Here is a 17,319-nt window from a genome sequence, read left to right as displayed (position 1 = left end):
GTGTAGTTCAATGGTAGAACTCCAGCCTTCCAAGCTGGCCACGTGGGTTCGATTCCCATCACCCGCTCTGCATGCCCGAGTGGCGGAACTGGCAGACGCACAGGACTTAAAATCCTGCGAGCTAACCCTCGTACCGGTTCGATTCCGGTCTCGGGCATGATAAAAAAGAGTTACTATAAGTAGTTATAGTAACTCTTTTTTGTATTTCTAAAAATATCAATGTTAAAAGATACAAATCATCAAGTTTGAGGCGTAAAGGAATGATAAGATAAAAGTGTTAGAAGGAGGGAGAACATATGAGAAGCTTAGAAGTTTTGGCGCATGTTTTAGATTATATTGAAGACCATATAAAGGAAGACTTTTCGTTGCAAGTTCTAGCAGATACACACTATATATCCTTATCATACTTACATCGATTATTTACTTGTCTACATAGAGAATCTTTAAGAGAGTATATAGAGAAAAGAAGATTATCTCTGATAGGTGTAGAAATCATTTTGAGCGACCAAAAACTAATTGATATAGCTTTTAATTACGGCTATCATTCTTATGAAGTATTTTCTAGAACATTTAAAAAGTATTATGGCTATTCACCTAAAGAGTGGAGAAAATTAGGTGATGTAAGAGAGCTTTTTCCAAGAGTCCATCTTCTAACTATTTATAACGATAAAGGAGAGGATGTTATGATTAGAGTATCTAACATAGAAGAATATTTAAAGATTGCAGAGAATGATTCAGAGTTAGGGGAGTATATTTTATGCTTTGACATTGATAGGTTTGGATTTTATAACCGACAGTATGGATGGCAAATAGGTGATTTAGTGATAGAAACTGCAGCCAGTAGAATAGATAAACATATAGATGAGCATATGGAATCTTATCGTATAGGGGCAGATGAATTCATTGTACTTACAAAATCAATTCATAAAGAAAAGGTCCTAGAAATAGTAAAGAGAATTCTTTTAGATGGAAATGAAGTTATACATCTTCAAAATGAGAATCTTACATTTAGTATGAATGTAGGTATTGTACAAGTAGATGAGCAGAGGGCTTCTCAACAAGCAATCTTGGCAAAAGCTCAAGAGGCAATGATTAAAGCAAAACAATTAGGTAGGAATTGTTTTTATGAAAATGTTTAAAAGTTTAAAAAGAGATATCTTAACTTAGTATAAGATATCTCTTTTTCTATTACATAAAAAAGGTATAAATGTAAGATGAAAAGCACAGGCTATTAAAATGAAATAATATATTAGAAATGAATAAAATAGAGTTAATATTTAAAAATGTTAAATTCTATATTTAAGTAAGGTTATCTTTTACTAAACTTTTTTATTAATACTACATAACCTAAGAAAAAGAATAAAACAAGCATATCATAACTATACTTTGTTTTTAATAATAAAGTTTAATCCTATTAATATCAAGGCATAAGGCTGAAAGTAAATATAAAAAGATAGAACATATATACTAAACTCTTTGTTTTATAAAAATAAGTTTTTTGCTAAAACTTATTGACGTTTTGGTAAAAAATGAGTATAATCTCATATGTTGAAGTTTAATTTGTGTAAACAAAAAGTTTATTATTACATGTAAACATAGAGTGAATTACTTGCAACTATTACATAAAAGAAAATATGGGAGGCATTAAAATGGATATTGGGGCAAAGATAAACCAGCTTAGAAAGAAGAATGGCTTGACTCAAGAAGAACTTGCTGACCGATGCGAACTATCTAAAGGTTTTATTTCACAAGTAGAGAGAGGGTTAACATCACCTTCTATTGCTACATTAATTGATATTTTAGAGTGTCTAGGAACAAATCTTAAAGATTTCTTTAATGAAACAAGTCAAGAAAAAATCGTATTTACAAAACAAGATGTCTTCGAAAAAGAAGATAAAGAGCTTGGTAACATGATTACATGGCTTATTCCAAATGCACAAAAGAATGATATGGAACCTATTTTAATTAACATTGATCCAGGCTGTAAGGCATTAGAGCAAGCACCGCATGAAGGTGAGGAGTTTGGCTATGTATTATCCGGAACAATTTATATACATCTTGGTAATAAAAAGTTTAAAGCTAAGAAAGGTGATAGCTTTTACTTTAGACCAACAGGTGACCACTATTTAGAGAATGCTGGCAAAACTAAGGCTACAGTCCTTTGGGTTGCTACACCACCAAGTTTTTAAAGGAGATGGGATGATGAAAGAAACCAAAAATCAGACAGAACATATTATTAACCTTGTAAATATATCTAAAACCTTTGCCGATGGTGCACAAGTTTTAAACGATATTAACATGTATATTAGACGTAACGAGTTTCTTACATTACTAGGACCTAGTGGATGTGGTAAGACAACATTACTTAGAATTATTGGTGGGTTTGAGGAAGCAACAAGTGGCCAAGTGCTTTTCGAAGGCAAAGACATTGCAGCATTACCACCTTATAAAAGACGTATTAATACAGTATTCCAAAAGTATGCGCTTTTTCCACATATGACAGTGGGAGAAAATATTGCTTTTGGTCTTCATATTAAAAAGATGGATCAAAAATTGATTGATAAAAAGATTGCTGAAATGTTAGAGCTTGTTAACCTTAAAGGATTCCAAGATAGACGCATTGATTCATTAAGTGGTGGTCAGCAACAACGTATTGCAATTGCACGTGCTGTTGTAAATGAACCAGAAGTACTTTTACTAGATGAACCTCTTGGAGCATTGGACTTAAAGATGCGTAAAGGGATGCAAATGGAACTTAAAAACATTCAACAGCAACTTGGGATTACATTTATTTATGTTACACATGACCAAGAAGAAGCACTTACTATGTCTGATACAATTGCTGTTATGAATGAAGGACGTGTTCAACAAATTGGTACACCAGTTGATATTTACAATGAACCGAAAAATGCATTTGTTGCAGACTTCATTGGTGAAAGTAATATTATAGAAGCGACAATGATCAAAGATTATCTTGTTAGATTCCAAGGTGTAGAATTTAATTGTGTTGATGCTGGATTTGGTAATAATGTACCTGTAGATGTAGTAATCAGACCAGAAGATATGCGTATTGTTAAGGCTGAAGAAGGTATGCTAACAGGTGAAGTAGAATCTGTTACATTCAAAGGTGTACATTATGAAATGATTATTAATTCTAATGAATATAAATGGATGGTACATTCAACAGCAATGGCACCAATTGGAGAAACAGTAGGTATGGTGCTTACACCAGAAGATATCCATATCATGAGAAGGGGGTAACAAAGCGTGTATAAAAAGAGATTAGCCCTTCCTTATCTAATTTGGGCCAGTATTTTTACAATCGTACCTGTTATTATTATTTTGTACTATAGTTTCTTTGAAAAAGGTGTATTTACTTTAGAGGGATATAGACAGGTACTTAATCCGAAATACTTAGGCAACATTTTAGATTCTGTTGGAATTGCGTTTATCAGTACAGTAATTTGTTTATTGCTTGCATATCCACTTGCAATGATTTTAAGTAGTAAGCAAATGTCAGGTAAAAGCGTTATTTTACTTCTTGTAATCTTACCAATGTGGATGAATTCCCTTTTACGTACATACGCTTGGGGATATTTATTACAAGATACAGGAGTAGTTAATAACTTTTTAAATGATATAGGATTACCTAGTATGCAGTTTTTATATAGGAAGAGTGCCATTGTATTTGGTAACGTTTATAACTTCTTCCCATTCATGGTATTACCAATCTATAACGTACTTTGTAAAATTGATAATAGTATTATTGAAGCATCTTATGATTTAGGTGCAGATAAATATACAACATTTAAAAAGGTTATTTTACCACTTAGTATGCCAGGTGTTATAACAGGAATTGTTATGGTATTTATGCCAGCACTTACAACTTTCTTGGTATCACGTTTATTAGGTGGTGGAAAGACAACATTACTTGGAGACTTAATTGAACAACAATTTAATAAGACAGGAGACTGGGCATTTGGTTCAGCTCTTTCCGTAATTTTAATGATAATAATCTTAATTACGCTTGTCTTTATGTCTAAAAAAGATTCACTAGATAAAGGAGGCGGCCTATTTTGATGAAGTATATAAAAAAAGCATATGTAGGACTTATTCTACTCATTATGTATGCTCCTGTCGCTATCCTTATGGTTTACTCCTTTAATGATTCTAAACTTCCAATCTGGAAGGGATTCACCTTTAGATGGTATGAGGAGATTTTTCAAGATGCAAGTATTCAACAAGCATTTTATAATACCATTTTTATAGCGGTTGTTTCTTCTGTTGTGGCAACGATCATAGGGACACTTGCTGCAATGGGAATTGAACGTATGACAGGATGGAAGAAAAAACTTGTAATGAATATTACTTATATTCCATTACTTAGTTCAGAGATTGTAACAGGGGTATCATTAATGTTATTATTCTCAGCACTTAAGATTCCTGTAGGGATTTTAACTTTGATTTTGGCACATATAACATTTAGCATACCGTATGTTATTTTATCTATTATGCCAAAGCTTAAGCAGTTAAATTATAATATATATGAAGCAGCCCTAGACTTAGGAGCAACGCCAAGATATGCTTTTAAGAAGGTTGTTTTACCAGAAATCTTACCAGGTGTACTTGCAGGTTTATTTATTGCATTTACATTATCTATTGATGACTTCATCATCAGTTTCTTCAATACTGGTCCTGGTGTAGATACACTTTCAATTAAAGTATTTGCAATGACAAGAAAAGGTGTTGCACCAACTATTAATGCGATTTCTACAATCATGTTTGCTACAATTATTATTATCTTAATTGCAAGCAATGTGTTCTCTAGTAAGAAACAAAAGAAAGTTAAAGAGGGCCAAGAAGTAGAAGTTAGAGAAACAAGACAGCCATCACGTTTTAGAACAACTAAAATTATTGCGGCAGTTCTTGTTGCAGGTATTGCGGTTATGCTTTATGTAGGTGGAACAGGCGTAAGTAAACAACAACAGGTTGTAAATGTATTTAACTGGGGAGATTATATTGATCCAGATGTAAATAAAGAGTTTGAAGAAGAAACAGGTATAAAAGTTATTTACTCTGAATTTGCTACAAATGAAGAGATGTATCAAAGACTTGAACCAGGTAACGTAAGCTATGACGTTGCTGTACCTTCAGATTATATGATTGAAAAGATGCTTAACAATGATATGCTAGAAAAGATAGATACATCACAACTTGAAAACTATTCTAAGATTGATGATCGCTTTAAAGATTTACCTTATGATCCAACAAATGAATACTCACTTCCTTATATGTGGGGAACAGTAGGGATTGTATATAACACAACAATGGTAGATGAAGAAGTAGATAGTTGGGATATTTTATGGGATCCTAAATATGCGGGCAAAATCTTCATGTATGATAGTGAACGTGAAGGGATTATGGCAGCCCTTAAAAAGCTTGGGTATTCTATGAATACTAGAGATCCAAAAGAGCTAGAAGAAGCTAAGCAAGAACTTATCAAGCAAGCACCATTAGTATTAAGCTATGTAGGTGATGAAGGTAAAGGAAAAATGGTTAGTGGAGAGGCTGCTCTTATGATTTCATGGGCTGGAGATGCTATGGTGATGATAGAAGAAAATCCAGACTTAGCATTTGCTCTTCCTAAAGAAGGAACGAACTTCTTTGTAGATGGAATTGTTATTCCAAAGGGGGCTAAAAATATTGAAAATGCATATAAGTACATTGACTTCTTATGCAGACCGGATATTGCAGCAAGAAATGCTGAGTATATTGGATATTCAACACCACTTAGTGAAGCACGTGCGCTTCTACCAGAAGAAATAAGAGATAGTGAAGTAGCATATCCATCAGAAGAAGAAACAGATAGAATGGAAATGTTTACAGACCCATCAGATGTTATTAAGCTTTATAGTAGTATCTGGATGGAAGCTAAATCGAGTGCATCTAAATAAGTTAATAAATAGGGCTAACGCATAAGTGTGTTAGCCCTATTTTGTTTATCCTTTGTTTTCTCTTAGGATAGGGCTTTAAAAACTTGTAAGATTAATTTATAATGAAAACAATAGATACACCAATACAAAGGAGGGCGTAAGGATGAAAAAGAAACAAATGAATAATGAAGAAATTGAATTCTACACAAAAGAGTATATAGCAGATGAGAATGACACAGATAGCTGTGCAGAAATGGTACCTAATATTGTACCAGTACCAAGACCAAATCCTAATGCATGGACATCATTTATTTTAGGGATTATTGGATCAGTAGCGTGGATTATTCCACTTATTGGTTTACCAGTTACAATTGTAGGAACAGTACTAGGTGCTGTAGGCATGAAAAACAAACGTAGTAAAGGGATTGCAATTGCAGGATTTATCACTAATATTGTATTCTTAACAGCAACAATTGCAGCTGGAGTATTAGAAATTATTTACTTTGCAAAAAAAGCTAAAAAAGATAATTAGTTTATAAAGATACACTTCTAGGTTTCTCTTGCATATTATATCAATAAAGAGAGATTTATCTGATAATCAGCATCTATAATACTTCATTTTTTGTAATATGAAGCAAATAAGATGAGGAGATTAGATAACAATTTCTTCAGTCAGCTAGAATATACTATGTAGGCTAGAAATTGATTAATATGGAGAAAAGGGAGGAAATAGGAGTGTATCAAAAAGTTGTTATTATTAATAGTGAATCGCTAGGTAAAGGTGATGATGGTGTTGGGCAAACTTTACTTGGCGTATTTTTAAGGAAAATTTTAGCTAGCTTAACAAAACCAGATATTATTATTTTTTATAATTCAGGAGTTAAGCTTTTGGCACAAGGTTCAAGATATATGGACATATTAGAGGCACTCGAGATGCAAGGTGTAGAACTATTGGCTTGTGGTACCTGCGTGTATAAAGTATGTGGTCAACATTCGCTAACAGTTGGACGAATTACAGATATGAATGAGATTGCAGATATAGTACTTAATACGAATACGGTTATTACATTATAAGAAGGTATTAGATAAATCCTAAAAAGATTTATCTAATACCTTCTTATCTTGTTAAATATACTAAAATATTGTCAAAATTTCGTAATAATATGGAGAATGTTATATACTCTGGTATAATAAATATAAGAGTTGGATTATGGAGGCAAATATGGAGAATAAGATAAGACAAGGAATTAGATGGCTTATATTTATTGTAGTAGGTATACTCATACAAAGTTTACATATAGAATACATTATAGGAATTAAACTATCGTTTACTGGAATCATTATAGTATTTTTGATCAGGCAGTATTCAACGCATATGGTTTTAATTTCCTTAGCACTTATTTATGCAATTAGTACAACAGTATTTAGTGGACACTTAGTAGATATATTTTTTTTGCTAGAGGCAGTTGTCCTAAGTTGGACCATAAAGCGTAATGATAAGAGTAATTTAGTATTAGTAGACGGCATACTAAGTTTTTTTGTTAAATTACCATTATGTTATCTAGCACTTATATTGGTAAAAGATAGCTACAATCAGCAATATATTAGTTTTGTTTGTATAATACATGCAGTAAATAGTATTATTGCTATTTTAATAGGAGAAGTACTTTATCAGTACACACCTGTATTTTTAGATATATTTAAAAAGGATAAAATACATAAAATTAGATTAAGACAATTTTTATTTCATACAGCGCTTATTATGGTCACATTACCCATTTTATGTAGCATTTATGTGAATGAAAGGAAGAATGAACAATTAGCCTTAAAGCAAATAGAAAGTTATTCTCATGGTGCATTTCAAGTGATTCAAAAAGAAGTGAATAGTTGGAAAAGCAGAGAGAAGCAAAAGTTTATATTATATGATGTAGTTTATAGAGAGAAACTTAAAAGTCTAATGGATGCTAAATTAACTGGAGAAATGGCAGACATTATTTTGACTAATGAGCAACATAAAATATTAGTTACCACTAACGATAAATATAAGGTTAAAAACAAATTTGATATAAAAGATATTAAGAATATAGAAGAAATAGATGATGAATTCTATCGGGTTATTCCTAGCATAGACAGTAAAATGGGAGTAGTTAACCAGTTTATGAATCAATTTTATATTGTTCATCAATATATGGTTAATCCTGATATGCATATGTATGTGCTAATTTATAAGAAGGATTTTTTAGTAAATGACCTACACATAGCTTTAGATGGATTAAAACTTCTACTTATATTATGGGGAATGATTATTGGGGTAGTAGCATTACTGGAAGTAGTTATTTTTAGAAGTATTACACAGTTAGAAGAGGCAACTAAAAACTTGCCAGATCAGCTCTATGATTTGGAACAAATTAAATGGAAGGAAAGTTGTACAGTTGAAATAGGCCTTTTACAAAATAACTTTTATAAAGCTGCTTTTAAACTTAAAGAAATGTTTGAAAGTACTAAGCTATTAAATGAGGAACTTAGTAATTCACAACAAAGACTACAAGAGATTGTTTTTTTAGATACATTAACCCACATCGGAAATCGCCTCAAAATGAGAAGAGATTTAAATGATATTAGAGAGTACGCTTATTATGATTCAAAGCTTACAGGTGTTTTCTTATTAGACATTAACCAGTTTAAACAAATTAATGATACTTTAGGACATGAAAAAGGGGATAAGCTTTTAATAGAAGTAGCTGAGAGGCTAAAAATATTAGAGGATGAACAAGGCTGTAAAGCCTATCGATTAGGAGGGGATGAATTTGTTGTATTAACGCAACAAGATACGTTAGAGCAAATTCAAGTTATAGGTGAGTGCATTGTTAGAGTATTTGAGAGTTCATTTATTATAGATGGAGTGTGTATGCAGGTTAGGGGAAGTATAGGCATGAGCATATACCCTTATCATACAAATGATGTAGATACAGCTATTAAATATGCAGATATGGCTATGTATAGAAGTAAAGAGATAGGGAATACACCTTTAGAAGTATTTAATGAATCTATTAAATTAGAATATATTAAAAGAACTACCATTGAAAAAAGCATTCGTGATGCAATCAACAATAACGAGTTTGAAATGTATTATCAACCAGTCTATGATATTCATACAAAAGAGATTATTAATCTTGAAGCATTATTACGTTGGAACAATAAATATTTAGGACAAGTATCTCCACAAGTATTTATTCCTATAGCTGAAGAATTAGGTTTTATGATGGAATTAGATCAGTGGGTTATTCAAAATGTTTGTAGGCAAATTAAAATGTGGAAACTAGAGGGGAAAAAGGTCCTCCCTGTATCCATTAATATATCTGAGAAGTATTTTAGACAGAAGCCATTCATCATAGCACTTTTAACGATTATAGAACAAGAAGAGGTAACTCCAGAAGATATTTTAATCGAAATTGCAGAAAGTAGTGTTATTGAACAAGCAGAAAGTATGGGTAAGGTGATAGGGGAGTTATACAGCTTAGGAATTAAGGTTATATTAGATGACTTTGGTAAAACTCATAGCTCAATTAGTCAACTAATAGATTTACCTGTAAAACAGTTAAAAGTAGATCATGAACTTATTAAGGGAATAGATTATGATAAAAGAAAACAAACATTAGTAGAGCTTATTGTTCAAATTACAAGTAAATTAGGTATGACAATAATAGCAGAAGGTGTGGAAACAGAGGGAGAATTAGCATACTTAAAATCCGTAGGATGCAATAGTGTACAAGGAAGAGTTATTTGTGAGCCTTCCCCACTAGGCAGAATTAGTGAAATTTTAAGTAATAGGGGGGAGTAAATAATGAAGAAATGTAGTTTAGTGATAGGCATAGTGTTATTACTCTTAACAGGATGCTCAGCATTACATGAAGAGCAAGAGTATGAAATCACTAGTGATAATAAATTAGAAATTTGGAGCTACTATGAGGGGTGGGAAAGTGTAGCAGAGCAATTTAAAAAGAATTATGCAAAAGACATTGAGATAGAGGTTAAAGTATTTGCAAATAATGAATATGTAGATGCATATTTAGATGGATTAAGTAATGAAGAAGGACCTGATATACTTATATTAGATAGCCTACAAATGGGACAGTTTAATACGGTAGATGCTTTTGAAGACTTACAGAGTGAACCTTATAATATAGGAAAGTACCAACAAGATTTTGATACAGGAGCATGGGGGGCAGGACTTGATTTTAGTGACGAGAAAATGATTGCAGTTATGATGGCAAACGCTCCTAAAGTAATGTTTTACCGAGCAGATATTATGAAGGCATATGGCTTCCCAGATGAACCACAAGCTTTAGCAGAGTATCTAGTAGAGCCAGCTCATTATTTAAAAATGGCAGAAACACTGAAAAGAGAGGGCATTTATATGACTCAATGGGCATTAGATCCATTAGGTGTTATGATGTCTTCTATGCCCTATTTTGATAAAGAATACAACTTTGTCATGAATTCTAAACAATTTGTTGAAGGAATAGAATTATGTAGATCCTTTGTAGATAAAGGGCTTGTATCTTATAAGGATATTTGGTTAGAAGAAGGACAAGAATTAATACGTAACAATCAAATGGCCATGCTTTATTTAGGGACTTGGGGAAGTAGTCAAATAGAGGAATGGGTACCGGAACAGGCAGGCCTATGGCGTGTAGCAGAGTTGCCATTTAATACGAATGCTATTAGTAATGGTACTTTGATGGCTATTCCATCTAATAGTAATAATAAGGAACTTGCATGGGAGTTTATTGAAGAATATATATTTGGGGATTTAATGCCTATAGTAAGAAATAGCGTTCCGTGTTATTTACCAAAGCAAGAAATATTTAGTAAAGCAGCTGGAGAAAATGCTTTCTTAGGAGGGCAAAATGAGCAGCGTTTATATTCAGACTTAGCTAGAGAATGTGAGTATGTTAATATCACGCCATTGGATGAAAGTGCATTTAATATTATTAATCAACAGCTTATAAGAGGATTAAATGCAGGACTAAATAGTAAAGTCATTATGGAAAATATAGAAACACAAATAAATACACAACTCAAAGATCAAATAGAGATTTTAAAAGAGTAGACAGAAGGGGCTAGCGGTAAGCTAGCTCCTTTTTTACTGTAAAGCCACTCTGAAAAATAGTATACTATTAATAAAACCAGACAAAACTGAACATAAGATTAATTGATAAATTATAATAAGATTTGAGAGGTGAGAGATATGAAGATATTACATACATCAGATTGGCATCTAGGAAGAACTTTGCATGGATATAGCTTGATTGAAGACCAAAGTTTTATGTTAGAGCAAATGATAGCATATATTCAAGAAGAAAATATTGAACTACTTATTATAGCTGGTGATGTTTATGATAAAGCGTTACCTAATGAAGAAGCAGTAGCACTGTTTAATTATTTTATTAGTAAAGTAATTGGTGAAATGGAACTGCCAACAGTCATCATAGCAGGAAATCATGATAGTAATACACGTCTACACTTTGGTAGTGAACTTTTTGCAAGTAAGCATTTATATATTATAGGAGAATGTGAAAAAGGTTATCACAAGGTAACTTTAAGCAAAGATGAGGAAGTTGATCTTTATCTCATTCCATATATGGAACCTGCTAAAGTACGAGAAATCGCAGGAGATGAATCTATTAAAAGACATGATGAAGCCATGCGCTATTTAACAGGAGAGATTCTAAAAGAAAAAAGAGAAGTACCAACTATTTTAGTTGTACATGCTTTCGTAGCAGGGGGAGACTTATCTGATTCTGAACGCAGACTTTGTGCAGTTGGAACAGCAGAAATGGTTGGAGCAGATTGTTTTAAACCTTTTACCTATACTGCATTAGGTCATTTACACAACCCACAAAAAGTAGGCGCAGAAACGATTAGATATAGCGGTTCTTTACTCAAGTATTCAGTATCTGAGGCAAATCAACGCAAAGGCTTTGTAAAGTTAGATGTTACAAAAGATGGATTAGATAAAATAGAAGAAATAAGTTTACCGCCTAAGAGGGATTTAAAAGTGATTCAAGGTCCATTAGAAGCACTTATAAAGACAGCAGCAGAACTTCCAGAGATTAATAGACAAGATTATGTCTATGCAAAAGTAGAAGGTAAACCTGTAGAAGATGTAGTAGGTGTATTACGTCAAGTTTATCCTTTTATACTAGGTGCTGAATTTGTATCTGTGAAAACAAAGCAAGGTGAACAAGTAGAAAGACAAAGTGAGTTTGAGGCTCAGAAGAAAAAATCCTTAACAGAGTTATTTACAGATTTTATGAGTTACGTTGGAGAAGTAGATTTAAGTGACGATGAAGTAGATTATATGAATCAAGTGATTCGTGAGATTGAGGAGGGGAAAAATGAGGCCTAAGATATTAACCATGCGTGCATTTGGTCCTTATGGAGGTACCGAAACAATAGATTTTACATTACTTGAAGATACAAATATGTTCCTTATTCATGGGCCAACAGGGTCAGGGAAGACAACCATTTTAGATGCTATTTGCTATGCACTTTATGGACAAACCAATGGTGGCGAGAGAACTGCTGAAAGTATGAGAAGTAAGTTTGCAGCGTCAGACGAGTCGGCAGAGGTTACGTTAACCTTCCTATTAAAAGGGGATGAATATAAAGTTATTAGATCTCCTCGTTTTGAACGTCCTAAGAAAAGAGGAGAAGGCTTCACTGTAGAAGAAGGTAAAGCATTACTCTATAAAAAAGAAGATGACGAATATAAACTTGTAGCAGCAAGACTTCAAGAGGTAGATCGTAGAATAGAGGAACTACTTGTCTTTAACATTGATCAATTCAGACAAGTGATTATGATTGCACAAAATAAATTTAGAGAACTTTTAACTGCAGATAGTAAAGCGAGACAAAAGATTCTCCAAGACATTTTTGAGACAGGCATCTATCAAAGTGTTGAGAAAAAGCTAGAAGAACGTAGTAGCAAATTAAATGAACAAATGAAAGCTAAGAACGTTCAGTATGAAATATTTATGAGTAACCTGAAAGAAATAGAGCATGAAGAGCTTAAGTTTTATCTAGAAACAAAAATTCTAAAAAATGCACCAGAGGTTAGCCGTATTTTAACAGAGTTAAATGAACAATACTCCGTACAGCTAGATGAGTCTAATACACAGGCAACAGATATTAAAGTAGCTTTGGATAAAGCTCAACAATCTCTACTTATACAAAATGAAAAATACGCAGCATTCAAGCAATTAGAACAGCTACAAGAAGCGTTAAAGATTCATTTAGAGGAAAAAGAGACAATAAAAACTTATCAAGAACAAGTAAGCAAACTAGAACAAGTTGTTCCACTTGTAACCATAGAAGAAGAAGGGAATAAGTTTAAAGAAGGGGTAGCAAAGACAAAAGAAGCACTTATAACACTTCAGTCAGAGCAACAAGTACTAAATGAACAACTAGGACAGTTAGAGAACACTCAAAAAGAATATGAAGCTAAACATGAGGAAATAGAAACACAAAAAGGGCATATTATTAAGTTAGAAGGATATGTGCCTAAGATGGATGCACTGGACCAACTTCAACAAGATATTCTCAAAAAAGAAGCAGATATAGTAGCTTTTAATGCTAAAAAGGAGCAGTTAGTAGAGGCATTCACTGCCAAAGAGCAACAAATTAAAGTAATAGAAGAGCAGTTAAAAGAAAAAGAAGTATTTAATAAAATCATTTCAGATACACAGGTGAATTTACAACAAGTAGACTATATTCTTGATTTTAAGAAGGAACAAGCACGTAAACAAGAAGAGCGCTTACAACTTCTAGGGCAGTACAAAGTACTTGGTGGAGAAATTAAAGCACTTAAGCTACAAGAACTAGCTAAGCAACAAGAACATGATCTTTATGTAGAACAGTGGATGAGCGGACAAGCAGGTATACTAGCAGAAAAGTTAGAGGACAATACTCCTTGTCCAGTATGCGGAAGTATGGAGCATCCTCGTAAAGCAGTTAAACTTCAGAATGAAGTGACTATGGAAGATATCAAAAGAATAGAAGCCATAAAAAATCAATTACTTACACAAATGAGTAAGAAGGAAGAAGAGCAAAATGGTATTCTTACACGAGGCAAGAGCATACAAGAAGATATTACTGTAATTGAGAGTAAGCTTAAAAATTATGAAATACAAATAAGTGTATCTGTAGAAAATATTACTGTAGAGTATAAAGAAAATCTTCAAAAAACACTTGAAGAAGCTAAAGTCAAAATCACACAACTTCAGCAGTTAGAACTTAAATTAGCTTCTGATAAGAAAGAAAAAGAAACATTACAGACAACATTAGAATCTATCAAAGAGAAGTATCACAATGATCAAATTGAAATAGAAAAAGACAAAAGTAAATTAGAAGAAATTAAGAAAGAAGTACCACAAGATCTTAGATCAAAAGAAGCACTCTTAGAATCTATTCAAAGTCTAAAGTCTATCCAAGCTCAGTATGAGAATAGCTATAAGCTTTTACAACAAAAGCTTCAGGAGACAAAAGAGAAGCTTTCACTTCTAAAAGGAACATTAGAACAAAAAAATCTTTACTTAGCGGAACAAGAAAATGGCTTAGAAGATGCACATAAACGATTTAAGGATGCATTGGAGCATTCAAATATCTTAGGTTTAGAAAGCTATCAAGCATTGAAGGGAGAGGTTGTTCATCTAGAAAATTTAAAGCAACAAATAGCATCTTATGAACAACAAACAGCTATATTAAATAGTAAAAAGGAAATGCTAGAAGCACAAGCGCAAGGCTTTAAATTAGAAGATTTTGAAACTGTAAAAGTAGAATTTGAACAATTAACTAACAAGAAAGAAGAACTACAACTAGCAATAGTAGAGCTGACTAGACAGCTCAAACTTTACGAAGAAGTACAAACAGGAATAGAAAAGCTTTATGAAGAAAGCGAAGAAGTTGCACGTAAACAACATGTTATAGGTACAATGACTGCTATGGCAAAAGGAAAGAATAGTAAAGGGCTTTCTTTTGAACGTTATATTCAAAGTAGTATATTTGATGAAGTCTTAGAAAGTGCAAATCAAAAATTAAGACCAATGACTACATCTAGATATGAGCTTTATCGTACAGATGACTTACGTCGTAAAAATGCACAAGCAGGATTAGATATAGCAGTTATTGACCATTATGTAGGGCAAACAAGACCGGTCAATACATTGTCCGGTGGAGAAAGCTTTATGGCAGCTTTAGCCTTAGCACTGGGACTTGCAGATGTCATATCAAGACTTGCTGGGGCATCTAGCTTAGATACCATGTTTATTGATGAGGGATTTGGAACACTAGATGAAGAAGCTCTAGAATTAGCTATCAAAACACTTCTGAATTTACAAGATACAGGACGCTTGGTAGGGATCATTTCACACGTTAAAGAACTAAGGGAGCAAATCCCAGCACGCCTTGAAATTGTAAGCACTCACAAAGGAAGCACGGCCACTTTCAAGTTATAAAAAATACTATCATTACCCTATAAAATAATGTATATTATAATAATAACGAAGATAGCGGCAGTCAAGGAGTGAAATAAATGAATAAAACGAATATCATCCATTTATTAGCACAGAAGATAAATAAAACATTTATATTAGAAAATGAATGGATGAATCAACATACGACCTTCAAAATAGGTGGCCCAGCAGATTTATATGTTGTGCCTCAAACAGAAGAAGAATTGATGCATGCTATAAAAGTATGTAAGCAAGAACAAATACCTTATTATGTCATTGGAAATGGAAGTAATTTACTTGTTACAGATAAGGGATATAGAGGCGTTATTATTGAAGTATATAAAGCATTAAGTGATATAGAAGTAAAAGGTAATTGTATTACAGCTTATGCAGGTGCATTGCTCTCTCGCATTGCAAATAGTGCATATGATCATAGTTTAACAGGATTTGAATTTGCTCATGGTATTCCAGGCACACTAGGTGGAGCAGTTACAATGAATGCAGGTGCTTATGATGGTGAGATGAAAGGTGTCTTAGTAGAAGCTACAATCATTGATGAAAATGGGGTACTTAAAACACTTAGCCTAGAGGAATTAAAACTTGGATACCGTACGAGTATTGTAGGTGAAAAGGGTTACACTGTAGTAAAGGCAACTATTAAGCTTGAATCAGGTGACCAAGATGCAATTAAGGCTAAAATGAAAGACTTGATGCAACGAAGAAGAGATAAACAACCATTAGAGTATCCAAGTGCAGGAAGTACCTTTAAAAGACCAGAAGGCCACTTTGCAGGGAAGCTGATTATGGATAGTGACTTAAGAGGATACCAAGTAGGTGGTGCACAAGTATCAGAAAAACACTGTGGATTTGTTATTAATACAGGCGGTGCCACTTATGAAGATATTAAGACTTTAATCGAAAATGTACAAAAGTGTGTGAAAGAGAAGTTTAATGTACAACTTGAGACTGAGGTCAAAGTGATAGGAGAAAAATAAAGCATGGAATTCATTATCGTTACGGGAATGTCAGGGGCAGGTAAAAGTACCGCAATCAATTGTTTTGAAGATATGGGATATTATTGTGTAGATAATTTGCCACCTATGCTTATACCTAACTTTGTTAGTTTGATTGTAGATAAGAAGCAACAATATGATAAAGTTGTATTAGGCATAGATATTAGAGGCGGTATTTTGTTTGATGATTTATTTACAAGTTTAAAAGAACTTAAATTAGCTGGATATGAATACAAAATTATATTTTTTGACTGTGCTGATGAAGAACTTGTTAAACGCTATAAAGAAACACGTAGACTTCATCCCCTTGCACGTAACGAGCGTATTCAAGAAGGCATTGAGAAAGAAAGAGCAATTTTAACAGAGGTTAAAGATAAATCAGATTATATTATCGATACAACACATCTTTTAGCTAAGGATGTAAAAGATGTGTTGCACGATATAGTTATTGAAAAAAATGATTTTAAAAATTTAATGATTACTATTTTAGTATTTGGATTTAAATATGGTGTACCTATTGATGCGGACTTAGTATTTGATGTTAGATTTATTCCAAATCCATATTATATACCTGAACTAAGACCACTTACAGGAAATGAGAAAGAAATACAAGACTATGTTATGCAATATGAGGTAACAACTACATTTTTAGATAAACTAAAGGATATGGTAGACTTCCTCATTCCACACTATACAAAAGAAGGCAAAAATCAATTGGTGATTGGGATCGGCTGTACAGGCGGAAAGCATCGTTCTGTCGTACTAGGAAATGCACTTTATCAATATTTAAAAAATAGTGGTAATGCAGTAACCGTTCAGCATAGAGATATAGATAAAGATAGTAAACGAGGTAAATAA

General features: G+C 32.8%; 13 protein-coding genes and 1 tRNA gene. All 14 read left to right on the top strand.

What is annotated here, in order from left to right; genetic code table 11:
• Positions 1-73 precede the first annotated feature (73 nt).
• The 14 genes from PBV87_RS11785 (at position 74) to rapZ (ending at position 17,319) form a co-directional block, all read left to right on the top strand.
• Positions 74-157 (top strand) — tRNA-Leu (locus tag PBV87_RS11785).
• Positions 158-296: 139 nt separating this feature from the next.
• On the top strand, positions 297-1,139 hold the full coding sequence (locus PBV87_RS11780) for a diguanylate cyclase domain-containing protein (RefSeq protein ID WP_271012426.1): 843 nt from the start codon (positions 297-299) through the stop codon (positions 1,137-1,139).
• Positions 1,140-1,649: 510 nt separating this feature from the next.
• Complete coding sequence (locus PBV87_RS11775; RefSeq protein WP_053986266.1) at positions 1,650-2,189, top strand: helix-turn-helix domain-containing protein; 540 nt, start codon at positions 1,650-1,652, stop codon at positions 2,187-2,189.
• Positions 2,190-2,202: 13 nt separating this feature from the next.
• Positions 2,203-3,261: a spermidine/putrescine ABC transporter ATP-binding protein gene (potA, locus tag PBV87_RS11770; protein WP_053986265.1), complete on the top strand. Its 1,059-nt coding sequence runs from the start codon at positions 2,203-2,205 to the stop codon at positions 3,259-3,261.
• A gap of 6 nt (positions 3,262-3,267) precedes the next feature.
• Positions 3,268-4,080 (top strand): ABC transporter permease, encoded by an 813-nt coding sequence (locus PBV87_RS11765; protein WP_053986264.1) that lies wholly within the window; start codon positions 3,268-3,270, stop codon positions 4,078-4,080.
• Complete coding sequence (locus PBV87_RS11760) at positions 4,080-5,954, top strand: extracellular solute-binding protein (protein WP_053986263.1); 1,875 nt, start codon at positions 4,080-4,082, stop codon at positions 5,952-5,954. Before PBV87_RS11765 ends, PBV87_RS11760 begins: the two co-directional genes overlap by 1 nt.
• A 142-nt stretch (positions 5,955-6,096) precedes the next feature.
• The gene (locus tag PBV87_RS11755; protein ID WP_242847707.1) at positions 6,097-6,465 is read left to right on the top strand and encodes a hypothetical protein; all 369 of its coding nucleotides are present in this window, start codon (positions 6,097-6,099) and stop codon (positions 6,463-6,465) included.
• Between the two features lie 203 nt (positions 6,466-6,668).
• A complete protein-coding gene (locus PBV87_RS11750) occupies positions 6,669-7,007 on the top strand; it encodes a sulfurtransferase-like selenium metabolism protein YedF (RefSeq protein WP_242847706.1) in 339 nt (112 codons plus the stop codon).
• Positions 7,008-7,155: 148 nt separating this feature from the next.
• A complete protein-coding gene (locus PBV87_RS11745) occupies positions 7,156-9,774 on the top strand; it encodes a putative bifunctional diguanylate cyclase/phosphodiesterase (RefSeq protein ID WP_271012425.1) in 2,619 nt (872 codons plus the stop codon).
• A 3-nt stretch (positions 9,775-9,777) separates the two neighbouring features.
• Positions 9,778-11,046: an ABC transporter substrate-binding protein gene (locus PBV87_RS11740; RefSeq protein ID WP_271012424.1), complete on the top strand. Its 1,269-nt coding sequence runs from the start codon at positions 9,778-9,780 to the stop codon at positions 11,044-11,046.
• 138 nt (positions 11,047-11,184) lie between these two features.
• Entirely contained in the window at positions 11,185-12,345 is a 1,161-nt protein-coding gene (locus tag PBV87_RS11735; RefSeq protein WP_271012423.1) for an exonuclease SbcCD subunit D, read from the top strand.
• Positions 12,335-15,451 carry an AAA family ATPase gene (locus tag PBV87_RS11730; RefSeq protein WP_271012422.1) on the top strand — a complete coding sequence of 1,039 codons (3,117 nt, stop codon included), beginning with the start codon at positions 12,335-12,337 and terminating at the stop codon, positions 15,449-15,451. The genes PBV87_RS11735 and PBV87_RS11730 overlap by 11 nt, the downstream gene beginning before the upstream one ends.
• A gap of 77 nt (positions 15,452-15,528) precedes the next feature.
• Positions 15,529-16,443, top strand: coding sequence for a UDP-N-acetylmuramate dehydrogenase (murB, locus tag PBV87_RS11725; protein WP_053986258.1), 915 nt, complete (start codon positions 15,529-15,531; stop codon positions 16,441-16,443).
• A gap of 3 nt (positions 16,444-16,446) precedes the next feature.
• Positions 16,447-17,319 carry an RNase adapter RapZ gene (gene rapZ, locus PBV87_RS11720; RefSeq protein WP_053986257.1) on the top strand — a complete coding sequence of 291 codons (873 nt, stop codon included), beginning with the start codon at positions 16,447-16,449 and terminating at the stop codon, positions 17,317-17,319.

Origin of the sequence: Holtiella tumoricola (assembly GCF_027857615.1) — a bacterium.
In the GTDB taxonomy this organism is placed as follows: domain Bacteria; phylum Bacillota; class Clostridia; order Lachnospirales; family Cellulosilyticaceae; genus Holtiella; species Holtiella tumoricola.
This window is presented reverse-complemented; position numbering and strand designations above follow the sequence as displayed.